The sequence below is a fragment of the Nonomuraea sp. NPDC050153 genome, assembly GCF_044460125.1.
Taxonomy (GTDB): Bacteria; Actinomycetota; Actinomycetes; order Streptosporangiales; family Streptosporangiaceae; genus Nonomuraea.
Window position 1 is genome coordinate 341,018 of record NZ_JBITJQ010000008.1, and the last position, 26,716, is coordinate 367,733.

Consider the following 26,716-nt stretch of genomic DNA (forward strand, 5'->3'; position numbering starts at 1 on the left):
AGGTCGGGTCTATCCGGACTGTACGGCCCCGCATGGGGCAGTGCGGACCAGTAGGCTTTCCGGAGTCCGCATCAGGGAGAAGGGGGTCGCGCTTGTATTTGAAGACCCTCACCCTGCGCGGCTTCAAGTCTTTCGCCTCCGCGACCGCCCTGCGTTTCGAGCCGGGCATCACCTGCGTCGTCGGCCCCAACGGCTCGGGAAAGTCCAACGTCGTCGACGCCCTGGCCTGGGTCATGGGCGAGCACAGCGCCAAGTCGCTGCGCGGCGGCAAGATGGAGGACGTCATCTTCGCCGGCACCTCTTCCAGGCCGCCGCTCGGGCGCGCCGAGGTGACGCTGACCATCGACAACACCGACGGCGCGCTGCCGATCGACTACACCGAGGTCACGATCAGCCGGCTGATGTTCAGGTCGGGGCAGAGCGAATACGCGATCAACGGCGACACCTGCCGCCTGCTCGACATCCAGGAGCTGCTGTCCGACTCCGGCATCGGCCGCGAGATGCACGTGATCGTCGGCCAGGGCCAGCTCGACGCCGTTCTGCACGCGGGGCCCGAGGACCGGCGGGCCTTCATCGAAGAGGCCGCCGGCGTGCTCAAACACCGCAAGCGCAAGGAAAAGGCGCTGCGCAAGCTCGACTCCATGCAGGCCAACCTGACCCGCGTGCAGGACCTCACCACCGAGCTGCGCCGCCAGCTCAAGCCGCTGGGCCGGCAGGCGGAGATCGCCCGCAAGGCCGCCGTCATCCAGGCCGACCTGCGTGACGCCCGGCTGCGGCTGCTGGCCGACGACGTGAGCATCCTGCGCACGACGCTGGCGCGCGAGGCCGCCGACGAGGCCGCGATCACGGCCAGGCGCAACCAGGTCGAGGCCGAGCTGGCGGAGGGCCAGCAGCGCGAGGCGGCCCTGGAGACGGCCGAGGCCGAGACGCAGCCCCGGCTGAGCGCGGCGCAGGAGACGTACTTCCGGCTCTCGTCGCTGCGCGAGCGGATCACGGGCCTGGCGCAGCTCGCCGCCGAGCGCCACCGGCACGCGCTCGACGCCGCCGCCATCGACCGCCGCGGCCGCGACCCCGAGGACCTCGAACGCGAGGCGGCCGAGGTGCGCGAGCGGGAGCTGATCCTCAGGGCCGAGCTGGAGCAGGCGCAGGAGCTGCTGGAGGAGGCCGTCCAGCGGCGGGCCGAGGCCGAGGCCGAGCTGAGCGCCGAGGAGCACCGCCTCGCCCTGGCCGCCCGCGCCGCCGCCGACCGCCGCGAAGGGCTGGCCAAGCTGCGCGGTCAGGTCGATTCCGTACGGAGCCGGACGCGGGCCGCCGAGGAGGAGATCGGGCGGCTCCAGCAGTCCGTGGCCGGCGCGGCCGAACGCGAGCGGCGGGCCAGGGAGGACCTGGAGGCGCAGCGGCTGGAGGAGCCCGCGGTCGATCCGGCGCTCGCGGAGGAGCTGGCCACGGCGCAGGCAGTGGTGGAGGAGGCCAAGGCGGTCGCCGACGAGGCGCGGGCGGCGGCCGACGAGGCCAAGTCGGGCCTCGACGCGCCGCGCGCCGCCTTGCAGGCCGCCAAGTCCGGTATGTCCACCGCGCGCGCCGCCGACCAGGACGCCCAGCGGTCCGTGGCCGCTCTGATCGCCCGCCGAGACGCCCTGGAGCTGGGGCTGGCCAAGGGCGACGGCGGCGCGGCCCTGCTGGACGCGGACCTGGCCGGGGTGCTGGGGCCGCTGGCCGCCTCGATGCGGGTCACCCCCGGCGCGGAGCCGGCGGTGGCGGCCGTGCTCGGCCCTGTCGCCGAGGCCGTCGCGGTCAAGACCCTCGACACCGCCGTCGAGGCCCTCGACCTGCTGCGCACCCAGGGCTCGGGCCGGGCGACCCTCTTGGTCGGGGCGGAGGACGGGGCGCGGCGCTCCCGCTCGACGGCTCCCGAGGGCGGCCGGTGGGCCGCCGACCTCGTCACGGTCCCCGACCACCTGCGGCCCGCCCTCGACCACGTGCTCGCGGACGTCGTGGTCGTGGAGGACCTGGAGGCCGCCCGCGCGGTCGTCGAGAGCCATCCCGGGCTCAGGGCGGTCACCAAGGCGGGCGACCTGGTGGGCGCGCACCTGGCCAGCGGCGGCTCCGAGGGCGGCACCTCCGTGCTCCAGGTGCGGGCCGCGTTCGACGAGGCCGTACGAGACCTGGAGGCGGCCGAGAGCCGGGCGGAGGAGACCGCCGCCGCCCTCGACCAGGCGATCGAGCAGGAGCAGGCGGCCCAGGCGGCGCTGGAGGCCGCCCAGGCGAAGGTCAACGAGGCCCAGACCGCCGTCACCACCGCCCAGGCGGGTGTGAGCGCCGCCCAGGGGACCCTCGACCAGGTCCGGGGCCGCCAGCGGGAGGCCGACCAGCGCAACGCCGCCGCAGCCAAGCGGCTGGCCCAGTTGGAGGCCGCCGCCAACGCCGCCCACGACGAGGCCGAACGCCTGGCCGGGAGCGTCACCAGGGCGGAGGAGTCCCGCGCGGAAGGGCTGGAGGAGCTGGCCGAGCTGGAGATCCGCCTGGCCGAGGCCGAATACGCCCAGGAGCTGGAGTCCGAGCCCACCACCGACCTGCGCGACGACCTGGCCGGCGCCTGCGAGGCCGCCAGGCAGCGCGAGATGGACACCCGGCTCCAGGTCCGCACCGCCGAGGAACGCGTCAAGGGCATCGAGGGCCGCGCCGACGGGCTCGTCCGGGCCGCTCAGCGCGAGCGCCAGGAGCGCGCCCAGGCCGCCGCCCAGCGCGCCACGCGCCGCCGGCAGGCCGCCGTGGCCGAGGCCGTCAGCAAGGGCGCCAAGCAGGTGCTCGGGGCACTGGAGTCCTCCATCCGGCTCGCGCAGCGGGAACGCGACGAGGCCGACCTCGCCAGGGTCGCCGTCGACGCCGAGCTCAAGCAGGTACGCCTGCGCGTCCGCGAGCTCGGCCAGGAGCTGGACAAGCTGGTCAACCGCGTGCACGGCAGCGAGGTCGCCCGCACCGAGCAGCGGCTGCGGCTGGAGCAGATGGAGCAGCGGGCGCTGGAGGAGTTCGGGGTCGAGATCGAGGCCCTGATCTCCGAGTACGGGCCCGAGGTCCCGGTCCCCGGCGACCCGCCCGTGCCGTTCGTGCGGGAGGAGCAGGAGAAGCGGGCCAGGGCCGCCGAGCGGCAGATGAACCAGCTCGGCAAGGTCAACCCCCTTGCCCTGGAGGAGTTCGCGGCGCTGGAGGAGCGGCACGCGTTCCTCACCTCGCAGCTCGAGGACCTCAAGAAGACCAGGCGCGACCTGCTGACCGTGGTCAAGGAGGTCGACGACCGGGTGGAGCAGATGTTCGCCTCGGCGTACGAGGACGTGGCCCGGGAGTTCGAGCAGATCTTCACCAGGGTGTTCCCGGGCGGGGACGGCCGGCTGGTGCTGACCGAGCCGGCCGACATGCTGACCACCGGGATCGAGGTGGAGGCCAGGCCGCCGGGCAAGAAGGTCAAGCGGCTGTCGCTGCTGTCGGGCGGGGAGCGGTCGCTGACCGCCGTGGCGTTCCTGATCTCCATCTTCAAGGCGCGGCCGTCGCCGTTCTACGTGATGGACGAGGTCGAGGCGGCGCTCGACGACACCAACACGCAGCGGCTGCTGACGTTGTTCGAGGAGTTGCGGCAGAGCTCGCAGCTGATCGTCATCACGCACAACAAGCGCACGATGGAGATCGCCGACGCGCTCTACGGCGTCTCGATGCGCGGCGACGGCGTGACGCAGGTGGTCAGCCAGCGCCTCCGCGAACGCGAACCTGCCTGACCCCGGCCGCGCGTGCCTGGCGGCAGTTCGGCCGTATTTGCCCTCCTCCCACCCCAAAGGACCGGGTCAGGGCGCGCCTTGGGCATGACCATGCCGGTCGATCTGGAAAACTGACATCTTGTGGATGGTTACCTCGGCGTCATAGTGATCGTGGCCGTCGTCGCCCTGCTGGCGGCCGGCGGCCTTCTGCTGTACTTCAAGCCGGGTCGCAGAGCGGCCCCGCCGGTCGAGCCGCCAGAGACGCCCGTGCTTCCCGAGCAGGAGGAGCGGCCCGCGGGAGCGGCGGGCGAGGAGGGCGAGGGCGCGACCACCACGCTGCCGCCACCGGTCAAGCCCGCCGAGCCGGTCGTCGTCAAGCCGGAGATCGAGGTGCCGCCGCCGTCCGCGGGCCGGATGGTGCGGCTGCGCTCGCGGCTGGCGCGCTCGCAGAGCGCCCTCGGGCGCGGGCTGCTAGAGCTGCTATCCCGCGACCGCCTCGACGACGACGTGTGGGACGAGGTCGAGGAGAAGCTGATCACCGCCGACGTCGGCGTCGCGCCGACCCGCGTGATCGTCGACGACCTGCGCACCAAGGTCAAGGTGCTGGGCAGCCGCACCCCCGAGGAGCTGCGCGGTCTGCTGCGCGCGGAGTTGCTGGCCCAGATCAACCCCGACCTCGACCGCACGCTCCAGATCCAGAAGCACGGCGAGCGGCCCGCGGTGGCCCTCATCGTGGGCGTCAACGGCACCGGCAAGACCACCACCACCGGCAAGCTCGCCCGTTCGCTCGTCGGCGACGGGAAGAGGGTCGTGCTCGGCGCGGCCGACACGTTCCGCGCCGCCGCGGCCGACCAGCTCCAGACCTGGGGCGAGCGGGTGGGCGCCGACGTCGTGCGCGGCCCCGAGGGCGGCGACCCGGCCTCGGTGGCGTTCGACGCCGTCGCCAGGGGCATCGAGGAGAAGGTCGACGTCGTGATCGTCGACACCGCGGGCCGCCTCCACACCAAGACCGGCCTCATGGACGAGCTGGGCAAGGTCAAGCGGGTCATCGAGAAGAAGGCCACGGTCGACGAGGTGCTGCTCGTCCTCGACGCCACCACGGGCCAGAACGGCATGCGCCAGGCCCAGGTGTTCGCCGAGGTGGTCAACATCACAGGCATCGCGCTGACCAAGCTCGACGGCACCGCCAAGGGCGGCATCGTGATCTCCGTGCAGCGGGAGCTGGGGGTGCCGGTCAAGCTCGCGGGGCTGGGCGAGGGGCCCGACGACCTGGCGCCGTTCGACCCCGAGGTGTTCGTGGACGCGATCCTGGGCGACTGACGCGAAACGATTCCGGGCACGCGGTAATTGTTGGAGAAATAGCCCTTACCAGATAAACAATTGTTCGAAGGCTTTTCTATGTGCTGACATGTAGCGGTCATCAATGATCGCTCGTTCCGCGCAAAGGGGCGCCATGAAGAAGATCGTCGTTCACCGGCCAGGAACCGTGAAGCCGACCGCCGCGGCCGCGCCGAGGCACAGCGCCTGAGCCGCCCGGCCGGCGTCTCGTGGGGCGCCGGCCACGACGGAAAAAGGGCTTCCGTGGACACGATCTCTCTTGACGCCGACCGCCGCATCGCCGGCCCCTACACTTTTGCCGCCGGGCTTCTCGGCCACCTCGTTCCCCGGGCGTTGGAGCGCCGATCGGAAGAGCTGGTCGCCGCGCACGACATCGAAATCCGCGCCGCCGCGCCGCGATTACGCGGGTGCGTCCCCGAGCGCAGGAGCTCGCTGGCCGACACCCTGCCGAGGGGGCAGCGCATCCTCGTGCCCGGCGCCCGGCGCAGTCTCCGGATCGCGAACGGACTGGCCGAGTTCGTCCGCGACCACCTGCGCGGCGCGGGCCCGCTCGCGCTCACCGTGACGAACCTGGGCGAGGCCGACCACACCGACGCCGAGTTGGTGGCCGTGCTGCGGCGCAGGCTCGACCCGGGGCTGCTCCGCATCGACGAGGGCCCGTCGGCCCCGAGCGCCGGGCCGCTGCGCGCCGACTTCGACCGTTACCGCGACGAGGGCTTCCACCACGCCATGGCCGAGTCGGGCCTAGCCGTGCTGCGCGGGATGGCGTACGAGGACGACCCGGAGGGCTGGCAGCACCTCCTGCAGCGCGTCGCCGGCGCTCTGGAGGCCGTCGAGCGCGAGGACGAGGCCCGCGAGCTCTACGACCGGGCCAGGCGCGTGAGCACCGACCCCAAGCACCGCGCGACCATCGCGTACGCCACCGCCATGATCCTCGTACGCCACCACGACCCCGCCAGACGCGACCCCGAGCAGGCCCTGGCCTGGATCAACGAGGCGATCACGATCACGTCGCTGCTGCCGGACCGCCGCGAGCGGGCCTTCCACCTCGGGTTCGACCTCAACGGCAAGGCCCTGGTCGAGGTGCGCAGGGGCCGGTACGAGTCGGCGACGGAACTCGTCCGGCAGGCCATCGACCTGGCCGAGACGGACCTGGCCGGCGAGCACCCGATCCACCGGCTCGTGCTGCACGCCAACAGGGCGCAGCTCCTGGCCATGGCGGGCAGGACCGAGGAGGCGCTGGCCGGCTACACGCGGGCCGTCGAGGCGGATCCCGGCTATCCCGACTACTACCTCGAACGCGGCAACCTCCTGCACCGGCTCGGCCGCTCGGACGAGGCGCTGGCCGACTACGAGGCGGTCATGCGGCTCAGCCCGCCCTTCCCCGAGGCGTACTACAACCGGGCCGAGGTCCGGTTCGCGGCGGGCGACCTCGAAGGGGCCCGCGCCGACCTGGACCACACGCTGGAGCTGGACCCCGAGTTCGCGCCCGCGTACGTGAACCGCAGCGGGATCGACGTGGCGATGGGGGACTACGCGCGGGCCAGGGAGGACGTGCTGCGCGGGCTGGGGCTGACGCCGCGCGACCCCCACCTGATGTGCGTGCTCGGGCAGGTGGAGCTGGCCGAGGGCAGGCACCCGGAGGCGCGGACCGCGTTCGACGGGGCGCTGGAGGCCGCCCCCGAGCTGGTGGCGGCCTGGGCGGGCCGGGCCGAGCTGGCCTTCGAGCGCGGCGAGCACGACGCGGCCCTGGCCGACCTGACGCACGCGCTCAAGCTGGAGGAGACGGCCGAACTGCTGTTCAACAGGTCCGTGGTCTACCGGGCCGCGGGGCTGGCGGACAAGGCCAGGGACGACCTGCTCCGGGCCGCGGAGCTGGCTCCCGGGGACGAGGAGGTCGGGCGGGCGCTGGCTGAGCTGTGACTCAGGCTCGCGGTTGCGCGGGATGTGAACGCGGCCGGATCGGCACCACGAGCGGCGTCCCCGCCACCGGGTCCTCGATGACCTTGGCGTCCAGCTCGAACACCTCGCCCAGCAGGTCCTCGGTCAGCACCTCGTGCGGGGCGCCCGCGGCGACCACCCGCCCGGCGCGCATGGCCACCAGCCGGTCGGCGTAGCGGGCGGCCAGGTTGAGGTCGTGCAGGACCATGACGACCGTGCGGCCCGCCTCCTGGTGCAGGTGCCGTACGAGCTCCAGCACCTCCACCTGGTGCGCCAGGTCCAGGAACGTGGTCGGCTCGTCGAGCAGCAGCAGATCCGTGCCCTGGGCCAGGGCCATGGAGATCCACGCCCGCTGCCGCTGCCCGCCCGACAGCTCGTCCAGCGGCCGTTCCGCCAGGTCGGCCAGGCCCGTCATGTCCAGGGCGGCGGCGACCGCGCCCTCGTCGTCGGAGGACCACTGCCGGTACCAGGTCTGGTGCGGATGCCTGCCCCTGGCCACCAGGTCGGCCACGGTCAGCCCTTCGGGGGCGCTGGGCGCCTGGGGGAGCACGCCGAGGATCTTGGCCACCTCGCGGGTGGGGATCTTGTCGATGCGCTTGCCGTCCAGCAGCACCTCGCCGCCCTGGGGCTTGAGCAGGCGGCCGAGCGCGCGCAGCAACGTGGACTTGCCGCAACCGTTGGGGCCGATGATCGTGGTCACCGTGCCCGCCTCGATGCCGAGGTCGAGCCCGTCGACCACCAGCCGTTCGCCGTACCCGAGCTTGACGCCGGCGGCCTGCAGCCTCATTTGCGTGACCTCCAGATCAGGTGAATCAGGTAAGGGGCGCCCAGCACCGCCGTGACGATGCCGACCGGGAGCTCCAGCGGGGAGAACGCGGTCCTGGCGATCAGATCGGCGGCGGTGGTGAGCACGGCGCCCACGACCGCCGAACACAGCAGCGGCGGCTGGGCGGAGCGGGTGAGCCGGAGCGCGATCTGCGGCGAGGCCAGGGCCACGAACGCGATCGGCCCGGCGGAGGCGGTGGCCACGGCGGCCAGCAGCACGGCCGCCAGGATCATCAGGGCCCGGGCCAGGTTGGTGCGGACGCCGAGCGCGGCCACCGTGTCGTCACCGAAGCGCAGGGCGTCGAGGGAGCGGGTGCCGAGCAGGGTCAGCGGCACCAGCACGGCCAGGGCCAGCGCGGTGGGCAGCACGTGCTCCCAGCCGCGGCCGTTGAGCGAGCCGCTGATCCAGACCATGGCGCGGCCGGTGTCGTTGACGTCGCCGACGGTCAGCAGCCAGAACTTGATGTTCGTGAACACGGCGGCCACGCCGATGCCGACCAGGACCAGGCGATAGCCGTCCAGGCCGCGCCGCCACGCCAGCCCGTACACGACCGCCGCGCCGATCAGGCCGCCGAGCAGGGCCAGCGCGGGGATGCCGACGGTGGCCAGCAGGCCGCTGGTGCCGCCGTACGCGGTGCCGCTGGCCACGACGCCGGCCACGACCGTGACGGAGGCGCCGGTGGTGACGCCGAGGATCTCGGGGCTGGCCAGCGGGTTGCGCGCGATCGACTGGATGATCGCGCCGGACAGCGCGAGCGCGGCCCCGACCAGGGCGCCGGTGAGGGCGCGCGGCAGGCGCAACTCCATGATGACGAAGTGGGCGGCGCTGTCGACGTCGAACGTGCCGGAGATCACCTCCGACAGCGTCATCCGGATCTCGCCGATGCGCATGTTCATGGCCATGAGCAGGGCGATCAGGGCGAGGCCGGTCAGGCTGACGGCGACGCCGCGCAGCCGTACCCGCCAGGACACGGTGCCGACGCGGAGGGACAGAGCGGTCATCACAGTCGCACCGGCTTCCTGCGCCTGACGAGCGCGACGAAGAACGGCGCGCCGAGCAGCGCGAGCACCACGCCCACCTCCAGCTCTCCGGGCGGGGCGACCACGCGGCCGATCACGTCGGCGAACAGCAGCAGGGCCGCGCCGACCAGCCCCGAGAACGGCAGCAGCCACCGGTGGTCGGTGCCCGACAGCGGGCGGACCAGGTGGGGCACGATCAGGCCCACGAACGCCAGCGAGCCGCAGGCCGCGACGGACGCGCCCGTCAGCAGGGTGACCGCGGCGACGCCGATGGTGCGGGTCCTGGAGATGTTCTGGCCGAGGCTCCTGGCCACGTCCTCGCCGAGGGAGAGCGCGTTCAGGCCGCTCGCGTTGGCCATCGCGAGCACCAGGCCGACGAGGATGAACGGCAGCACCTGCCAGACCACGTCCGCGCCCCTGGCCGCGATCGAGCCGGCCTGCCAGAAGCGGAAGACGTCCATGGCCTGCTCGTCCAGCAGCACGATGGCCGAGGTCAGCGCGTACAGCAGGGCGCTCACGGCGGTGCCCGCCAGCGCCAGCGTGACCGGGGTCGGGCCGCCCCTGCCGCCCACCATGCCCAGCGCGAACACCCCGACGCTGGCGATCAGCGCGCCCGCCAGGCCGAACCAGATGTAGGCGAGCAGGCTCGACGTGCCCAGCAGGATGATCGAGGACACCATCGCGAACGCCGCCCCCTGCGTGACGCCGAGCAGGCCCGGGTCGGCGAGCGGATTGCGGGTGTGGCCCTGCATGAGCGCGCCCGCCACGCCGAGCGCGATCCCGGCGAGGATGCCCAGAACGGTCCTGGGGACGCGGAGCGAACGGATGACGATGTCGTTGTCGGTGCCGGTGGGGGCGGTGAGGGCGTGCCAGGCGTCCGTCAGTGGCACGGACTTGGAGCCGATCGTGATGCTCAGCACGATCGCGACCAGCACGGCGGCCAGCAGGACGAGGAGAACCGTGAGCCGCCTGTGCCGGATGCCATGGAGGCGCGGGGCCGCAGCGGTCGTACTCACCCACGTCCTCCTCAACGTTGCTCGATCTCGCTGAAGTATGCCAGCTTAGGCAGGGCTAACCTAATTTAGGGTTACCTTATTTTTGGATTCGGGAAAGGGATCTGATGAGACAGTTGCGCGTGCTGGCCGGCGCTCTCCTCGTGGCGGGGCTCGCGGCCTGCGGGACTTCCGGTTCTTCCGGCGGGGGCGCCGGGGCCGCTCCCGCCTCCGGCGCCCCGTTCAGAACGGTCAAGCACGCGATGGGCGAGACCGTGATCCCGGCCCAGCCGAAGCGGGTGGTGGCGCTCGACCAGAGCTTCGTCGACGCGGTGCTCACGCTGGAGACGCCGGTGGTGGGGTACACGACGTACCGGTCACTCGACGACAAGTTGCCCGCCTACCTGGGGACCGTCGCCGAGCAGTACGGCAAGGAGGCCACCCCGGTCGGCACGCTGGAGCAGCCGAGCCTGGAGAAGATCATGGCGCTCAAGCCCGACCTGATCGTCTCGGCGAAGGTCCGGCACGAGGCCCTGTACGACAAGCTGTCCAAGATCGCGCCGACCGTCTTCAGCGAGACCACCGGAGCCATCTGGAAGGAGAACATCCGGCTCATGGGACAGGCCCTGGGCAAGGAGGAACTCGCCGACACCAGGATCAAGGAGTACGAGGGACGGGCGGCCAAGATCGGCGCGGCCGTCAAGGCGAAGGACGGCGAGCTGCCGACGATCTCGGTCGTCCGGTTCGCCGGCGAGCCGACGGTCCGGCTGTACGTCGAGAAGTCCTATTCCGGGCTGGTGCTGAAGGACGTCGGGTTCCCGCGGCCCGAGGGGCAGCCGACCAAGCAGGACGCCATCGCGGTGGACGTCAGCCAGGAGCGGATCCCGGACCTGGACGCCGACCACATCTTCGTCGCGACATATCAGGATCCGTCGGCCGAAGGGTCCAAGGAGAAGTTCGTGAACAACCCGCTCTGGGGCAAGCTCAAGGGCGAGAAGCACGACGTCAGCGACCTGACCTGGATGACCGCGGTGGGCATCCAGGGCGCTCACGCGATCCTGGACGACGTGGCCAAGCTCTTCTCCGTGGACCCCGCGAGGGCCTGATCCGTCTACGGGGCGCTGAGGAACGCGCGGAGCTCCGCCAGGTGGGGATCGACGTCCAGGCCCTGGTCCGCGAGCCAGCGCGGGTTGCCGTACGTGCCCCGGTAGCGGTCGCCGCTGTCGCAGATCAGCGTGACGATGCTGCCCTGCTCGCCCGCCGAGCGCATCTCTTGGATGAGGTCCGCGCAGGCCGCCATGTTCGTGCCGGTGGAGCCGCCGACGTTCAGGCCCGTGACCTCGCGGGTCCAGTGCATGGCGGCGATCGAGCGGGCGTCGGGGACGGCGATCATGCGGTCGATGACGGACGGCTGGAACGAGGGCTCCACGCGCGGGCGGCCGATGCCCTCGATGCGGGAGCCCCGCGCGGTGGCCGACGTGTCGCCGTGGACCCAGCTCGGGTAGAAGGCCGAGCCCTCCGGGTCGACGACGGCGAGGCGGGTGGGGTGGCGGCGGTAGCGGATGTAGCGGCCGATGGTCGACGACGTGCCGCCGGTGCCGGCGCCCACCACGATCCACGACGGCTCCGGATGGGGCTCCATGGACAGCTGGGAATAGATGGACTCGGCGATGTTGTTGTTCCCACGCCAGTCGGTCGCCCGCTCCGCGTAGGTGAACTGGTCCATGAAGTGGCCGCCGGTCTCGGCGGCCAGACGGTGAGATTCGTCATAGATCGCGCCGGGGTCGGTCACGAGGTGACACTTCCCGCCGTAGAACTCGATGAGATGACACTTCTCCGGCGACGTGGACGCGGGCATGACCGCGATGAACGGCAGGCCCAGCAGCCGGGCGAAGTACGCCTCGCTCACGGCCGTGGATCCGCTCGACGCCTCCACGATCGTCGTGGTGGGTCCGATCCAGCCGTTGGCCAGGCCGTAGAGGAACAAGGACCGGGCAAGTCGATGTTTCAGTGAACCTGTCGGGTGCACCGACTCGTCTTTCAAGTAGAGGTTTACACCCCAGTGCGAGGGCAGCGGAAAGACGTGCAGATGTGTGTCGCAACTACGGTTGGCATCGGCCTCGACCTTGCGTATGGCGTCTGTCACCCAGTGTCGCGCGGCAGGGTCGTGACGGTCCACGAAACTCATGGCCATACGCTATCCCATGTGACTCTTGCCACTATTACTGCGAAATTGGGTGGTTAGTGTTATGATACTGAGACTTGTCCGGCCGTGGACGTGACCACACACGCCGCGAGCAGATGGACGGAAACCCCCTCTGACCAAGGCGGAGCCTCTAACGCGTCCCTTACCTGGGACTTGCCATGATGGAAACCGCCCGCAGGCGGCTTGTGCCGAAACGGGGGATAGCGCAAGGGGGAATGAATTGATCACTATGACCGATGAGCAGCGTCAGGACTGGTTCGAGCGCGATGTCGTGCCCGTGACGTCGCAGCTGTTCGCCTCCGCCATGCGCCTGACCCGCAACGCCGCTGACGCGGAGGACCTGGTGCAGGAGACGGTGGCGAAGGCGTACACGTCGTATCACCAGTTCCGGGAGGGCACCAACCTCAAGGCGTGGCTGCACCGGATCCTCACCAACAACTTCATCAACGACTACCGCAAGAAGCAGCGTTCGCCCAAGCTGTCGGCCGCCGAGGACGTCGAGGACTGGCAGCTGCACGCCGCCGAGTCGCACAGCTCGACCGGCCTGCGCTCGGCCGAGACCGAGGCGCTCGACCGGCTGCCCGACAACGTCGTGATGAACGCCCTGCGTTCGCTGCCCGAGGACTTCCGCGTCGCGGTCTACCTGGCCGACGTGGAAGGGTTCGCGTACAAGGAGATCGCCGAGCGCATGGGCACGCCCATCGGCACCGTCATGTCCCGCCTCCACCGTGGCCGCCGCCAGCTGCGCGGCATGCTGGAGGAGTACGCCCGCGAGGAAGGCGCCGTACGGCTCCCCGCCCAGCGGGCCGCCGCCTGAAGACCCCTACGACCCCATCATGAAATGAAGGCGGACGCGTAACACGCCGCCTTCATTGCGCAGCTGCACGAGATCGCAGAGCTGCCGGCTGATCCAGAGCCCGTATCCCCGTGGGGATTCGGGCTCGGGTGGTATATAGCCGGGTAACGGGTCGTCCAGGGTGCCGCCGGGGTCGGCGATCTCGCAGACCAGCTCCCCTTCGCTCATCCATATCGTGACCATGCCGTGCCCGGCGCCGTGCTCGATGCTGTTCGCGGCGATCTCGGACACGCTGATCACGAGCGAGGTGATCAGGTTGCGGTCCATGCCGACCGCTCTGGCGTAGTCGCCCACGCTCTGGCGCAGCCGCTTCAGCTCGCGGGCGGTGAAAGGGATGGCCTCGGCGCCGTCGGGCGGCTCGGGCAGGGGGGCGCGGTCGCCGTTCAGGACCAGCTCGTGGGGCTCGACGAAGCGGGTGCTGGCCGCTTCGCCGTCCGCGCCCAGCAGGTAGGGGTGGCTGACGGGGCCGAAGTCGAGCGCGCTCTCGGGGGCGCGGCGCACGTCGTACAGGCAGAGCATGATCGTCGCCGCCGGGCGGAGCGCGGCGTTGACCAGGGACTCGTAGCGGATCAGCTCCCTGATGTCGCGCTCGCTCCGGCCCTGCCAGTCCGGCTCGCCGATGACGAGGGTGCGGCGGTCGCGGGTGTACTCGTGATAGGCGGCCAGGGTGCGGTACGGGTGCGCGTACCAGCCGGTGGAGACCCTGCTGTCGATGCGCCCGGCGTCGCGGCCGAGGGCGTCGTGCAGCAGGTCGAGCTTGTCCGCGCACGTGATCACCAGCACGTGCCTGCCCTCGTCGAGGGCGGAGCGCACGCGCGGCGTGGCGAGCCTCACAAAGGCCTCGTCCGAGTCGTGCGGCACCGCGATGTGGCGCAGCGACTCGCCGTCGGAACGTGCCCGGTCGGGGCGCACGGGCGAAACGTAGCAAGCGCTAGAGGTGCTGCGCAACGGCTATCAACGCCACCGCCCCGAGCGCGCAGGCCACACCGGTCACCTGGATGGACCGCAGGCGCTCTCCCAGCACCTGCCTGGCCAGCAGCAGGGTGCTCGCGGGGTAGAGCGAGACGAGCACGGCGACCAGGCTGAGCAGGCCGTCCCGCTGGGCCAGCAGGTAGAGCACGTTGGCCACCATGTCGAGCACGCCCGCCGCCACGATGATGTGCAGGGAGCCCGGGGCCGGCCTGAGCGCGCGCCGCGTGATCAGGGCCAGCAGCGCCACCGTCGTGATGGACGACATTCTGGCGCCGACCAGCGGCCACAGACCGGCCTCGGGCGGGGCCATGGACAGCAGGATGAAGAAGCCGCCGAACCCGGCCCCGGCGGCCAGCGCGGTCAGCACCGAGGCGAGCGAGCCCCGCCGGTCCGTGGACTTGTCCTGGCTGACCAGCAGCACCGCGCAGAGCGCCAGCGCCACGCCCACCAGCGCCCAGAACTCGGGCCGCTCGCCTGTCGCCAGCCCGAACACCACGGGCAGCGCCGCCGAGGTGACCGCGGTCGCCGGGGCGACCACCGACATGACGCCCGTGGCCAGCGCCCGGTAGAACAGCACCAGCCCGGCCGCGCCCGACAGTCCCGCCGTCAGGCCCCACGACAGGGCGGCGGCGCTCGGCGTGCCGGGCAGCAGTGGAAGCAGGGCGAGGATCAGTGCCAGGCCCGCGATCTGCGACAGCACGACGACCGACAGCACTTGGGAGCGCCGGGTGGCCAGGCCGCCGAAGAAGTCGGCCGTGCCGTAGACCACGGCGCAGGCGGTCGCCAGAATCACCGTCACCGGTGTACCTCCTTCGGTTCAACAGGTTGCACTGTCAGTACAACACATAGAGTACATTCCACTGCAAATGGAATTCACTAGACTGCACTGCGTGGAAGATCCAGACCTGATCAACCAGGCCATCGCGAACAACGTCCGGGCCCAGCGGGCGCACCGGGGGCTGACGCTGGACGCCCTCGCCGCCAGGTCGGGGGTGAGCAGGGGCATGCTGGTGCAGGTGGAGCAGGGCAGGACGAACCCGAGCGTCTCCACGCTCACCCGGATCGCCTCGGCCCTGGGCGTCACCGTGGCCCGGCTCGTCGAGGTCGCCGACGTGCCGACGGTGCGGATCGTGAACAAGGCCGACGTGGTCACGTTCGACCAGGGGGACGTGCGGGCGCGGCTGCTGGTCGGCGCCGACGTGCCGATGATCCTGGAGCTGTGGGACTGGCTGCTGCCGCCCGGCGAGCACCACGACGGCGACGCCCACCCGCCGGGCACCCGCGAGATGCTGACCGTGCTGGACGGGGAGCTGACGCTCACCGTCTACGGCAAGAGCCACGTGATCGGCAAGGACGACGCGGTGCTCTTCACCGCCGATCGGCCCCATCGTTATGCCAACCGGGGCACCGAGGACCTCAGGTTCGTGATGGTGGTCGCGGAGCCGCATGAGGCTCACGACCAATGAGCTCGGAACACTGTGGAAAAGATCGGTAACAGCCAGTAATCTAGGTGTCCCGGCCGGGTCCGTGAAGTGCCAAGCACCCCGTTCCAAGGCTCGCCGCGCGCGATCCGCGCCGCGAGCCGCCGCGTAAGGGCACGGGAATCCCCGTTCATCAGGGCGGGAGCAGGTCAATCCAGGCTTTGGACGGCTGTTGCCCGTTGTTGGGTACATCCTTGGTGTGGCGGAACGTGGGCAGGGAGTGGCGTGTGAGTGAGGCCCTAGCGGCGACAGAGAAGCTCCAGGCGGAGCTTCGCGCTCTGGGCGTCACCAGCTCGTACGAGGTGGGGGATGGAGCGACTATCTCGGTATGGATAGGCCTGGTCGTTCGGTATAGAGATGGTTTTTACCGTTGGCAGGAAGGACCGGTGAAACGTCGGCATCTGGGTACGGATCCGGTCGGATGTGCCATGCGCGTGGCGCGCCGCTACAAGGAACTGCAGGCCGATATCCCACTCTGGTGGGACGACCTGGCCAGGGAATTGCGGGGGAAACCGGTCCAGGACTATCCATAGGCCCCCGCGCGCGGCGTTTCGGGGGGAACCATGCGCGTATGGGCTTTGCCGCTGGCCCTGCTCGCTCTGGCGATCTGTGTCACCTATTCGGTGGCGCGCCGCCACCAGACCGCGACGCCGATCGTGCCGTACAAGGCGGCCGTCGTCGATCCGGCGGTGCTGGCCAAGCGGCTGGTGTCCATGCAGCGCGGGTCCGGCTGGCCACGCAGCCGCAAGTTCGACTGCTCGAAGCTCAAGTGCGTGGCCCTGACCTTCGACGACGGGCCCGGCGAGTACACCGGGTGGCTGCTCGACCTGCTGCGCAAGCGTGACGTCAAGGCCACGTTCTTCGTCATCGGGCAGATGGTGGCGGCCGACAAGGACGGCCGCCTCGTCCGGCGCATCGCCGAGGACGGCCACGAGCTCGGCAACCACTCCTGGAGCCACCCCGCCCTCGCCGGGCTGTCGCGCGACGCGGTCCATCGGCAGCTCAGGCACACCGACGACCTCGTGTTGAAGCTGACCGGGGTGCGGATGCACGTCATGCGGCCGCCGTACGGGTCGACCAACGACGCCGTCGCCGAGGAGTCGCGCCGCGAGGGGCTGGCGCAGATCCTCTGGAACGTCGACACCCTCGACTGGCTGAACCGGGTCCCCGCGCTGGTGGCCCGGCGGGCCGGTGAGGCCAAGCCCGGATCGATCGTCCTCTTGCACGACATCCACCGCACGACGGTGGAGGCCGTGCCCGCCATACTCGACATCCTGACGCGGAAGGGCTTCACGTTCGTCACGGTTTCGGAGCTCTACGGCAGGACGCCGTCGCCGGGGCGCACGTACACCGAGCGGTGACGGAGGTGCCGGCGCGGCATGGCACCCTTGGGGCATGGGTTTCAGCGGCTTCCCTGATGAGGCGTTCCTGTTCTACGAGGGGCTCGAGGCGGACAACTCGAAGACCTACTTCACGCGGCACAAGCACCTCTACGAGGAGGCGGTGCGGGAGCCGATGCTCGCGCTCACGGACGAGCTGGCTCCCGAGTTCGGGGCGGCGCAGCTCTTCCGGCCCTATCGCGACGTGCGCTTCTCCAAGGACAAGTCGCCGTACAAGACCCATCAGGGTGCCTTCGTGGACCTCCAGCCGGGGATCGGGCTCTACGTGGAGCTGAGCGCGGCCGGGTTGTTCACGGCCGGCGGCTTCTACACGCAGGCGCCGGACCAGGTGGCCCGCTACCGGGCGGCGGTGGACGAGGACCTGACGGGCAAGCCCCTGGAGTCGATCACGGGGGCGCTCGTGGGCGATGGCTACGAGCTGGGCGGGGAGCGCCTCAAGACCAAACCGCGGGGCTTCTCGGAGGACCACCCGCGGATCGAGCTGCTGCGGCACAAGTCGCTGTACGCGGGGGTGCGCTGGGAGCCGGAGCCGTGGGTGCACACGGCGGAGGTGCGCGAGCGGGTGTCCCGTACGTGGCGCGCCTACGGGCCCTTGCTCGACTGGCTCTGCGCCCACGTCCGCGCCAGCGAACTCCCCCGCCGCTGACCCCTCCAAGGGCGTCGGAGGGGTGGTCAGCGGGGGGCGGTGGTGGTGATCTGGTCGCCCTTGAGGATGCGGTCGACGGTCTGGCCGGCCGCTGAGGTGGCGGCGGTGGTGCCGGCGGCCACGAGGATGGCCAGGGCGGGGGCCGCCAGGCTGCGGATGCTGCGCAGGTTGCGGACCCGGGCCCACGGCTCCCCGGCCAGGTGCATGAGCCGCCACTCCCAGTACAGCCCCAGCCCGACGCACACCATCGTCACCTGCCCCACCACGATCCCCACCACCTGCACCTTGTCGACGGCCCCGATGTCCGGCTCCACCAGGGTGGACAGGTAGCCGGACAGCTCGGTGAGCAGGGCCGCGGCGGTCAGGTGGAGGGCCTTGGTCATCGGCTGGGTGCCGCGCAGGCGCGGGTAGAAGTAGCCGTACAGGAAGCCGAAGGCCGGCAGCGTGATCAGGTAGCGCGCGTCGAAGATGAAGCTGGTCAGGTCGGCCCCGTCCGGCCACCCGTACACGATCGCGAAGGGCAGGCTCAGCAGCAGGCTCACGGCGAAGGCGTGCACGCCGTTGTGCCAGGGCGTGCACCCGGCGGCCGTGGCGAAGGCGGTCTCGGGGTGCCGGCCGTGCTGCCGCAGCGCCTCCTCCAGCGCGTCCCGCCGCTCGTCGAAGTCGGCCATCGACATCTCGCCCGAGCCGATGCCGCCCCGTCCGATGCGGTACAGCTCCTGTTCGGCGACCAGCAGCAGCCGCTTGTGCAGGGCGGCCCTGATGAGCAGGCGGTGCTCCTCCGGCGAAGCGGGCTCGGTGAGTACGGGTCGCGGCCCGGAGAGCAGCCAGCGCGCGGTCGCCCAGGCGACGATCGAGGTGATCGCCAGCAGCGGCAGCGGCACGTCGATGTCCGCGAGCGTCGTGCTGCCGCCGGGCGTGATGTACAGCACCATCAGTACGGCGATCATGGTCGATTCGGCGACCGGGTTGTCGATCGCGGCGAGCTCGTCACCGAGCCGCCGGAGCCGCAGCACCAGCATCAGGAACCCCAGCAGCAGCAACCCGAGCACCCCGCGCACGAGCGGGGTGAGCACCAGGCTGCCGATCCGCGGCTCGGGCTGCGACACCGCCAGGCTCCACGACCCGGAGTCCAGCCATTCGGTCGGCCAGCCCTGGACCAGCAGGCTCACGATCACCGCGCCGATCACCGCGCCGCGCTTCCACTGCTTGGTGGCCACGGCGATGGCGGCGACCGGGATCATGGCCCAGCTCAGCGCCAGCACCAGCCGGATGCTGTCCGGCGGGTAGACCCCGGCCAGCAGCGCCCGCATCCACAGCGCCAGCGCCAGCAGCCCGATCGCGGCCTCGGCCGACAGCACGGCCAGCCGCACGATCACCGGCCTGACCCCCAGGTCCACGCTGAACGCCACCGCGGACCCGGCCGCGGCCACGGCCGCCACCGCCCCTCCGGCCAGCAGCGTCTGCCCCGCCAGCTGCCCGTGCAACCACGACCAGGCCAGCATGCCGACCCCGACCACCACGCCCAGCCCGGTCACGACCAGCAGGTCACGCGTGTTCCACGGCGGGCTGGTGGGCAGCACCCGTCCCGCGTGCCGCAGCGCGAGCGCGGGCACCGCGACGAACAGGATCACGTACGCCACCGCCGACCAGTCCTCGGCGAACAGCGGGATCAGCAGCGTGGGGGCCGCCACGGCGAGCCCGACGAACAGCTCCCTGTTGGGCAGCCGCTCCCACCACCCGCGCCCGAGCGAGCGCGCCAGGAAGGCGACGAGCGCGAGCGCGGTGAGCACGCCGAGCGCGGTGGCCCACGAGAAGTCGTCCTCCACCACCGTGTCGGCGAACCCGAACGAGTCCGGCGCCAGCGTCATGCTCACCGGGTACGCCCCGATGGTGAACTCCAGCCGCTCCTCCTGCTCCCGATCCGGCGTGATCCCCGCCAGCCGCAGCACCGTCCATTCGCCGGGCAGCACCCCGATCGAGCGCGAGGTGACGATCAGCGGGAGCGCGCTGGGCGCGGTGAAGTCGAGCTTGAGCAGTTCGTCCCTCTTGACCTGCCGCAGCAGCGTCACGGTGAACCTGGCCGTGGTGCCGCCGGAGTCGGAGGTCAGGACCGGCGCCAGGCGCGTCGTGGGCGCCAGCCCGGGACCTTCCACCTTGATGGCGCCGAACGCGGCGTCGGTGACCTGCTGAAGCGTGCCCGGGAACCCGCTGCCCTGGCGCAGCGCCTCGATGAGCGGGTCCTTGGGCGCCATCTGGAGCCGGTGCACGACGGTCACCTTGACCTGCCGCTGGCGGGGGTCGAGCCGCCCCTCGGGCACAGGGTCCAGGTCGCTCCTAGTCGCCCTGGTGATCATCACCTCGCTGGTGGCCTTGCGGGTCCAGCCGACGAGGGGATCGGCGCGGGCGGCGGCCGCCACCCACGGGTTGGGCACCGCGGTGCTCTTGAGCGGCGCGGGTCCCGCCACCGGTCTGGCCGCGACGGTGCACCAAACGATCGCCCCCAACGACACCAGAGCCAGTCCGAACGCAGTTGCCATCCGGAGCCATCCCACAAATTGGATGATTCTCCGGAATGGCGGAATGTTCTATGTTATGGGGTCACGGTGTGATTACAGCTTTTCCCCATGACCCCTTTTCTTGACCGGCTGGCTCATTCATCGCCCATGGCGAAGCCGGAAGCCTTACCCTGCGGGCTTACACCGGAAAAAGCCGTCAGGAAAACCTCAGGCGCGCTTGGCTCGGGCCGCGGCGCGGCCACGCGTGGCGGCGTCGAGCACGACCTTGCGGATGCGCACGTGCTCCGGAGTGATCTCCACGCACTCGTCCTCGCGGATGAACTCCAGCGCCTGCTCCAGCGAAAGGACGCGCGGCGGGATCACCTTTTCCGTCTCCTCGCTGGTGGAGGAGCGCATGTTGGTGAGCTTCTTCTCCTTGGTGATGTTCACGTCCATGTCGTCGGACCGGGAGTTCTCGCCGATGATCATGCCTTCGTAGACCTCGGTCGTCGGCGAGACGAACAGCGTGCCGCGTTCCTGAAGGTTGAGCATCGCGAACGCGGTCACGGGGCCGGACCTGTCGGCCACCAGGGAGCCGTTGTTGCGGGTGCGCAGCTCGCCGAACCAGGGCTCGTACGAGTCGAACACGTGGTGCACCAGGCCGGTGCCGCGCGTCTCGGTGAGGAACTCCGTGCGGAAGCCGATCAGGCCGCGCGCCGGGACCACGAACTCCATCCGGATCCAGCCGGTGCCGTGGTTGGTCATGTGCTCCATGCGGCCCTTGCGCACGGCCAGGAGCTGGGTGACCGCGCCGAGGTATTCCTCGGGGCAGTCGACCGTCAGGCGCTCGACCGGCTCGTGCACCTTGCCGTCGACGGTCTTGGTGACGACCTGCGGCTTGCCGACGGTCAGCTCGTAGCCCTCGCGGCGCATCTGCTCGACCAGGATGGCCAGCGCCAGCTCGCCGCGGCCCTGCACCTCCCAGGCGTCGGGCCGGTCGGTGGGCAGCACGCGCAGCGACACGTTGCCGACCAGCTCCTTTTCGAGGCGGTCCTTCACCATGCGGGCGGTGACCTTGGCCCCCTTGACCTTGCCGACCAGGGGTGAGGTGTTGGTGCCGATGGTCATCGAGATGGCCGGCTCGTCGACCGTGATCAGCGGCAGCGGGCGCGGGTCCTCGGGGTCGGCCAGCGTCTCGCCGATCATGATCTCGGGGATGCCGGCGATGGCGATGATGTCGCCGGGGCCCGCCTCCTCGGCCGGCTTGCGCTCCAGGGCCTCGGTCATGAGCAGCTCGGTCACCTTGACGCGCTGGATGGTGCCGTCGGTGCGGCACCAGGCCACCTGCTGGCCCTTGCGCATGACGCCCTGGTGGATGCGGCACAGCGCGATGCGGCCGAGGTAGGAGGAGGCGTCGAGGTTGGTCACGTGGGCCTGGAGCGGCGCGTTGGGGTCGTACGTCGGCGCGGGGATGGTCGACTTGATGATGTCGAACAGCGGCTCGAGGTCCGTCGAGTCGGGCATGCCGCCGTCCTCGGGGCGCTCCATGGAGGCCCGGCCCGCCTTGGCGGAGGCGTACACGATCGGGAAGTCGATCTGCTCCTCCGTGGCGTCGAGGTCCATGAACAGCTCGTAGACCTCGTCCACGACGTCCTTGATGCGGGCGTCGGGGCGGTCGACCTTGTTGATGCACAGGATGACCGGCATCTTGGCCGACAGCGCCTTGCGCAGCACGAAGCGGGTCTGCGGCAGCGGCCCCTCGGAGGCGTCGACCAGCAGCACCACGCCGTCGACCATCGACAGGCCGCGCTCGACCTCGCCGCCGAAGTCGGCGTGGCCGGGGGTGTCGATGATGTTGATGGTCATGCCGCCGTGCTGGACCGCGGTGTTCTTCGCGAGAATGGTGATGCCCTTCTCGCGCTCGAGGTCGTTGGAGTCCATGACGCGGTCGTCGACGTCCTGGTTCGCGCGGAAGGCCCCGGACTGCCAGAGCATGGCGTCGACCAGCGTGGTCTTGCCATGGTCGACGTGCGCGATGATCGCGATGTTCCGCAGGTCGTCGCGGCTGTTCAAAGGCATGATGACGTCTCGCTCTGTGTCGTGGGGGCGGCCGCGCGAAGTCGCGGCCTTATAAGTCTAGTTGATCCCCTCTGATGACAAGCGCGACGTGAGCGGATCTCCCGGAGAACGGGCGCGAGGAGAGGTGAAAGGTTCGCCTACATAGGGGGAACGCTTGCGTAACCGGATGCCTCGGGCGGAGGAAACCCTACGTACATAGCCGGTTGCACAATTGTGCGCATGGCAATCGGGGCCCACATCCCTAGATTGTCGGCATGACCTGGACAGAGCTGGTTATGGCCGCGGCACCGACCCAGGGGGACCAACCGGCGGTCAGCGAAGTCAGGACCGGCGAGGTGCTGTCATACGCCGCGTTCGCCCGGCGCGTGACCCGCGCCGCGGCCGGTCTGCAGCGCCAGGGCCTGCGTTTCGGCGACGAGGTGATCGTCGACGTCCCGCAGGGCACGACGTTGCCCGTCGCGGTCCACGCCGTGGCCTGGGCGGGCGGGGTGGCGGTGCTCGCGGCCTCGGGGACGGGGCGTTTCATGATCACCCAGCGCCGCTACGACCCCGCCGCGGTGAAGGTCGACCGGGTCTTCTCCTTCGAGTCCGTCCCGGGGGCGAAGCCGTTCACCGCGCTGATCGGCGACCGCGCCCTCGAGTACGGCCCGCTGGCCGGGCCCGCGGTCGCCGTCTACGGCGGGCAGGTGATCGACAACCACGCGCTGGCGGGCGACCTGCGCAGGCTCGCGGGCCGGCTGGTGATCGGCAAGGACGACGTGGTGATCAGCGCGGTGAGCGAGCCGTTCCGGGGCCTGCGGGTGATCGACCTGGCGATGACGGTGGGGGCGCACGTCGTCATCGCCCACGAGCCGAGCCTGGTGGGGTGCCGCGTGCTGGCCCACGAGCGCCGGGCCACCATGGTCGTCGCACCGTACGACCTGGCCAGACGGCTGCTCGGCGACCCCATCCTGCGTGTCGTCGACGAAAGGGCGATCGTGAGCTCGCTTGGGCTGTGAAAAGTGCGACACTGTGGGAGAGTGTGATCCTTCAGCGACGCAGGGTGACCACATGCCAGATCCCCCCAGGCACAACCTTCCGGCGGAGCCCAACCGATTCGTGGGTCGCGAGCGCGATCTCGACGAGTTGCGCGGGCTGTTCCGCGAGACGCGCGTGGTCACGTTGTGCGGGGTGGGCGGCATCGGCAAGACCCGGCTGGCCCTGCATGTCGCGGCCGGGCTGGTGTCCGCGTACCCCGACGGCGTCTGGCTGGTCGAGCTGGCCCGGCTGCGCCACCCCGAGCTGGTCGATCAGGAGATCGGCCGGGTGCTCGGCGTGCGGGAGGAGGCGGGCCGCCCGGTGCTCGGCACCGTCCTCGACCGGCTGCGCCGCCTGCACTGCCTGCTGCTGTTCGACAACTGCGAGCACCTCATCGACAGGTGCGCCGAGGTCGTCGCGGCGCTGATCGCGGCCTGCCCCCACCTGAGCGTCCTGGCCACCAGCCGGGAGCCGCTGCGCATCGCCGGCGAGCTGATCTGGCGGGTCCCGCCGCTCGACCTGCCCCACGAGGGCAGCCCCGAGGCCGAGTCCGTGCAGCTCTTCGTCGACCGGGCGGCGGCGGCCGGCACCAGGCTGGGCCCCGGCAGCCTGCCCGACGTCGTGCGGCTGTGCCGGGCGCTCGACGGGCTGCCGCTGGCGCTGGAGCTGGCCGCGGCCCGTACGAGCCTGCTCAGCCCCGGGCAGATCGCCGACCGCATCGACGACCGGTTCTCGCTGCTCACCACCGGCGGCCGCACCGCCCCCGCCAGGCAGCGCACGCTGCTCGCGGCCGTCGAGTGGAGCTACGACCTGCTGTCCGCGAAGGAGCAGGTGCTGCTGCGCAGGCTGTCGGTGTTCGCCGGAGACTTCGACCTCGACCTGGCCGAGCAGGTCTGCGCCGAGCGGCCCATCTCGGAGGCGGAGATCGTCGACCTGCTCGGCGGGCTGGTCGACAAGTCCCTCGTGCTGTGCGACGAGAGCCGCAGGCGCTACTGGCTGCTGGAGACCATCAAGCGCTACGCGGTGGGGTGCCTCCGGCAGGCCGGTGAGCGCGAGGTCCTGCGCGAGCGTCACCTGCGCGTGGTCTGCGAGCTGCAGGAGCGCCACTTCACGACCGAGCTGGTCGAGCCGGGCGTGCCGTGGGCGCGCCGCCTCGGAGCGCTGACCATGAGCAAGGGCCTCGTCGTCGATCAGCGGATGGCGCTCGACTGGTCCGTGGAGTCCGGCAACGTGCCGCTGGGCCTGCGCCTCTGCATCGCCAGCAGCGGCCTGCTGCCGCTCTGCGGAAACCTGACGGAGATCGTCACCTGGATCGAGCGGCTGCTCTCGCTCGACCTGAGCCAGGTGCCCGACGAGCAGATCGCGCAGGCCAAGGGATACCTCGCCTACGGCCTGGAGGCCAGGGACGAGCTGAGCCGCTCCCTGGCGCTGGCCGAGGAGAGCCTGGCCGGGATCCCCACGACCAACATGTTCGCGCGCTGCGTCATCCACAGCCTCATCGTCGTCGTGCTGCTGCGCATGGGCCGGCCCGAGGACGCGGTGCACCACGCGGAGCAGGGCCTGGCCCTGGCCCTGCGCTCGGGCGACGCGTGGAACCAGGCGGCGGCGCTGGCCGGGCTGTCGGCCGTGGCGTTGACGCGCGGGCGGCTGCGCGAGGCCCAGCGGCACGGCGAGGAGGCGCTCGCCCGGGCCCGCGAGCACGGCCACCGGTGGATCATGGCCAGGACCGCCACCCAGCTCGGCGCGGTGGCCGAGTTCCGCGGCGACCTGGAGACCGCCAAGGCCCAGTACGAGATGGTCATCCCGTGGCTGCGCGAGCTGGGCAGCGACCTCGATCTGTCGCGCGCCCTGGCCAGGGTCGGCAGGGTGACGGCGATGCTGCACGAGTTCGGCACGGCGCGGGAGTGGCTGGCCGCCAGCCTCGCCCTGGGCAGGGAGACCGGGCAGCGCCACGGTGTGGCCCTGTGCCTGGTGGGGCTGTCGGTGCTGGCGGAGTGCGAGGGCGACCTGGAGGGCGCGGTGCTGGTCATGGGCGCGGCGACCAGGCTGCGCGAGTCGATCGGGCAACATCTGCCCGCGATCAAGGTCGAGGAGCTGCTCGGCAGGGCCCGCACCAAGCTGGGCGACGGCCGCGCCACCTCGCTGTGGTCGCGGGGGCGGGCGATGAGCCCCGACGACGCCGCCCGGCACGTGCTGGAGGGCGAGCGGCTGGCGCAGCGGGCGCCGGTGGCGGCCGAACGGGTCAAACACTCGCTGCTGACCGCCCGCGAGCAGGAGATCGCGGGCCTGCTCACCCGCGGGCTGTCCAACCGCGCCATCGCGACGGAGCTGGTGATCAGCCCCGCCACGGTCGCCCGGCATATCGCCAACATCATGGAGAAACTGGGCTACACGTCACGGGCCCAGATCGCGGTCTGGGCCGCCGAGCACCCGACGGTCGCCCCCGAAGCACTGCGCGGTTCTGCATAGGGATCTGCATATTCCGCCCCATGTACGCATGAGGGGCCCTCCCTACCGTGGGCCACATGGATGAGCGCATCGTCATGGTGGACTCGGGCACCGGCCTGAGGCTCACCGAGGAGCAGCTGGACGAGAGGTCTGCCGTCGCGGCCGTCCAGCTGCGGCGCAGAGGCGTGCGCGCGGGTGACACCGTGCTCATCTGCCTGCCCGTGGGCGCCGACCTGCTGGTGGCGACCGACGCGGTGATCGCCGCGGGCGGCGTGGCCTGGCCGCTGCCGTGCGACCTCGACGTGGGCGCCTTCAGGGATCGGATCCACGCCAGCGGGGCCCGCGTGATGATCTCCGACCTGCCGATGGCGCTCGACGCGGCGGACGAATCACGCGTACGGATCGTGATGAGCGTCGCAGACCTCAGCACATCGCGAACATAAGCTCGTCTTCATGCCCTACGCGCCTCATTTCCCCGTCATGCTCAGGACCGACGACGGGGTACGCATCAACGCCGCCCACACCCCCTCGACCAGCACCGACCTCGGGGTCGTGATGGCACATGGGTTCACCGGCTCGTGGCGGGACCGCACCGCGCGGCGCATCGTGCACGTGCTGAGCGGGTTCGGCGGCGTGATCGCCTTCGACTTCCGGGGCCACGGGCGCTCCGGCGGCGAGTCCACGGTGGGCGACCTGGAGGTCCTCGACCTGGACGCCGCCGTCCGGCACGCCCGCGTGGTCGGCTACTCCAAGATCGCGGTCGTGGGCTTCTCCATGGGGGCGGCGGTGGCCGTACGGCACGCGGGCCTGCGCGGCGGCGTGGACGCCGTGGTGGCGGTGAGCGGCCCGGCACGCTGGTACTACCGCGGCACCAAGCCGATGCGGCAGGTCCACTGGGCCATCGAGCGGCCGTTCGGGCGCTTGGCGGCACGGGTCGTCAAGCGGACGAGGATCGCCCGCGGCGAGTGGGACCCGGTCCCGGTGCCGCCCCACGAGGCCGCCGCGCTCATCTCGCCGGCCCCGCTGCTGATCGTGCACGGCGACCGCGACGCGTTCTTCCCGCTCGACCACGCGCATCAGCTCTACGCCGGGGCGCGCGAGCCCAAGGAGCTCTGGGTCGAGCCCGGGTACGGCCACGCGGAGACCGCAGCGACCCCCGAACTCATCCGACGAATCGGCAAATGGATCTCCTCGAACTTTTCGTGAGTAATTCACGTCTACCTAGGGCGTAAGGAAAGAAACCGCCGG

20 protein-coding genes are annotated in these 26,716 nt (G+C 71.1%); 12 read left to right on the forward strand and 8 right to left on the reverse strand.

The features are described from left to right. Positions 1-92: 92 nt before the first annotated feature. The 3 genes from smc to ACIBQ1_RS22885 all read left to right on the forward strand — a co-directional run bounded on the left by smc (position 93) and on the right by ACIBQ1_RS22885 (position 7,010). Complete coding sequence (gene smc / locus ACIBQ1_RS22875) at positions 93-3,770, forward strand: chromosome segregation protein SMC (RefSeq protein ID WP_397280293.1); 3,678 nt, start codon at positions 93-95, stop codon at positions 3,768-3,770. A gap of 120 nt (positions 3,771-3,890) precedes the next feature. Further along, positions 3,891-5,069: a signal recognition particle-docking protein FtsY gene (ftsY, locus tag ACIBQ1_RS22880; RefSeq protein WP_397280295.1), complete on the forward strand. Its 1,179-nt coding sequence runs from the start codon at positions 3,891-3,893 to the stop codon at positions 5,067-5,069. A 261-nt stretch (positions 5,070-5,330) separates the two neighbouring features. Further along, entirely contained in the window at positions 5,331-7,010 is a 1,680-nt protein-coding gene (locus tag ACIBQ1_RS22885) for a tetratricopeptide repeat protein (RefSeq protein ID WP_397280296.1), read from the forward strand. A gap of 1 nt (position 7,011) precedes the next feature. On the opposite strand, the gene ACIBQ1_RS22890 is transcribed toward ACIBQ1_RS22885, so the two are convergent. The 3 genes from ACIBQ1_RS22890 to ACIBQ1_RS22900 are packed head-to-tail and all read right to left on the reverse strand — an operon-like array spanning position 7,012 to position 9,889. Further along, positions 7,012-7,815, reverse strand: coding sequence for an ABC transporter ATP-binding protein (locus tag ACIBQ1_RS22890; RefSeq protein WP_355380439.1), 804 nt, complete (start codon positions 7,813-7,815; stop codon positions 7,012-7,014). After that, positions 7,812-8,855, reverse strand: a complete 1,044-nt coding sequence (locus ACIBQ1_RS22895; protein WP_397280298.1) for a FecCD family ABC transporter permease — start codon at positions 8,853-8,855, stop codon at positions 7,812-7,814. Before ACIBQ1_RS22895 ends, ACIBQ1_RS22890 begins: the two co-directional genes overlap by 4 nt. Then, complete coding sequence (locus ACIBQ1_RS22900) at positions 8,855-9,889, reverse strand: FecCD family ABC transporter permease (protein WP_397280300.1); 1,035 nt, start codon at positions 9,887-9,889, stop codon at positions 8,855-8,857. Before ACIBQ1_RS22900 ends, ACIBQ1_RS22895 begins: the two co-directional genes overlap by 1 nt. A gap of 104 nt (positions 9,890-9,993) precedes the next feature. On the opposite strand from ACIBQ1_RS22900, the gene ACIBQ1_RS22905 reads away from it, so the two are divergent. Beyond that, the gene (locus ACIBQ1_RS22905; protein WP_397280303.1) at positions 9,994-10,971 is read left to right on the forward strand and encodes an ABC transporter substrate-binding protein; all 978 of its coding nucleotides are present in this window, start codon (positions 9,994-9,996) and stop codon (positions 10,969-10,971) included. Between the two features lie 5 nt (positions 10,972-10,976). Here the strand turns inward: ACIBQ1_RS22905 and ACIBQ1_RS22910 are convergent, their stop codons facing one another. Beyond that, entirely contained in the window at positions 10,977-12,053 is a 1,077-nt protein-coding gene (locus ACIBQ1_RS22910) for a PLP-dependent cysteine synthase family protein (RefSeq protein WP_397280305.1), read from the reverse strand. Between the two features lie 247 nt (positions 12,054-12,300). On the opposite strand from ACIBQ1_RS22910, the gene ACIBQ1_RS22915 reads away from it, so the two are divergent. Next, the gene (locus ACIBQ1_RS22915; RefSeq protein WP_397280306.1) at positions 12,301-12,888 is read left to right on the forward strand and encodes a sigma-70 family RNA polymerase sigma factor; all 588 of its coding nucleotides are present in this window, start codon (positions 12,301-12,303) and stop codon (positions 12,886-12,888) included. Positions 12,889-12,894: 6 nt separating this feature from the next. Here ACIBQ1_RS22915 and ACIBQ1_RS22920 read toward each other — a convergent pair whose 3' ends face one another. Together ACIBQ1_RS22920 and ACIBQ1_RS22925 are read right to left on the reverse strand one after the other, a co-directional pair. Beyond that, positions 12,895-13,839, reverse strand: coding sequence for an anti-sigma factor RsbA family regulatory protein (locus tag ACIBQ1_RS22920; protein ID WP_397280308.1), 945 nt, complete (start codon positions 13,837-13,839; stop codon positions 12,895-12,897). 19 nt (positions 13,840-13,858) lie between these two features. Next, positions 13,859-14,698, reverse strand: a complete 840-nt coding sequence (locus tag ACIBQ1_RS22925; RefSeq protein ID WP_397280310.1) for an EamA family transporter — start codon at positions 14,696-14,698, stop codon at positions 13,859-13,861. A 91-nt stretch (positions 14,699-14,789) separates the two neighbouring features. Here ACIBQ1_RS22925 and ACIBQ1_RS22930 point away from each other — a divergent pair, with 91 nt between their 5' ends. The 3 genes from ACIBQ1_RS22930 to ACIBQ1_RS22940 all read left to right on the forward strand — a co-directional run bounded on the left by ACIBQ1_RS22930 (position 14,790) and on the right by ACIBQ1_RS22940 (position 17,426). After that, positions 14,790-15,365 carry a helix-turn-helix domain-containing protein gene (locus ACIBQ1_RS22930; protein WP_397280311.1) on the forward strand — a complete coding sequence of 192 codons (576 nt, stop codon included), beginning with the start codon at positions 14,790-14,792 and terminating at the stop codon, positions 15,363-15,365. A gap of 578 nt (positions 15,366-15,943) precedes the next feature. After that, a complete protein-coding gene (locus ACIBQ1_RS22935) occupies positions 15,944-16,741 on the forward strand; it encodes a polysaccharide deacetylase family protein (RefSeq protein WP_397280312.1) in 798 nt (265 codons plus the stop codon). A gap of 34 nt (positions 16,742-16,775) precedes the next feature. Next, on the forward strand, positions 16,776-17,426 hold the full coding sequence (locus ACIBQ1_RS22940) for a DUF2461 domain-containing protein (protein WP_397280313.1): 651 nt from the start codon (positions 16,776-16,778) through the stop codon (positions 17,424-17,426). Positions 17,427-17,452: 26 nt separating this feature from the next. Here ACIBQ1_RS22940 and ACIBQ1_RS22945 read toward each other — a convergent pair whose 3' ends face one another. Both ACIBQ1_RS22945 and typA read right to left on the reverse strand, forming a co-directional pair. Further along, positions 17,453-19,966, reverse strand: coding sequence for a hypothetical protein (locus ACIBQ1_RS22945; RefSeq protein ID WP_397280315.1), 2,514 nt, complete (start codon positions 19,964-19,966; stop codon positions 17,453-17,455). 186 nt (positions 19,967-20,152) lie between these two features. Next, complete coding sequence (gene typA / locus ACIBQ1_RS22950) at positions 20,153-22,003, reverse strand: translational GTPase TypA (RefSeq protein WP_397280316.1); 1,851 nt, start codon at positions 22,001-22,003, stop codon at positions 20,153-20,155. Between the two features lie 254 nt (positions 22,004-22,257). On the opposite strand from typA, the gene ACIBQ1_RS22955 reads away from it, so the two are divergent. Genes ACIBQ1_RS22955 through ACIBQ1_RS22970 form a run of 4 tightly spaced genes read left to right on the forward strand, consistent with a single transcriptional unit; the run spans position 22,258 to position 26,674 of the window. Next, positions 22,258-23,001, forward strand: a complete 744-nt coding sequence (locus tag ACIBQ1_RS22955; RefSeq protein ID WP_397280318.1) for an AMP-binding protein — start codon at positions 22,258-22,260, stop codon at positions 22,999-23,001. Positions 23,002-23,053: 52 nt separating this feature from the next. Next, complete coding sequence (locus ACIBQ1_RS22960) at positions 23,054-25,489, forward strand: LuxR C-terminal-related transcriptional regulator (RefSeq protein WP_397280320.1); 2,436 nt, start codon at positions 23,054-23,056, stop codon at positions 25,487-25,489. A 56-nt stretch (positions 25,490-25,545) separates the two neighbouring features. Then, positions 25,546-25,911, forward strand: coding sequence for an AMP-binding protein (locus ACIBQ1_RS22965; protein WP_397280322.1), 366 nt, complete (start codon positions 25,546-25,548; stop codon positions 25,909-25,911). 10 nt (positions 25,912-25,921) lie between these two features. Then, positions 25,922-26,674, forward strand: coding sequence for an alpha/beta hydrolase (locus ACIBQ1_RS22970; RefSeq protein WP_397280323.1), 753 nt, complete (start codon positions 25,922-25,924; stop codon positions 26,672-26,674). Positions 26,675-26,716: the final 42 nt, after the last annotated feature.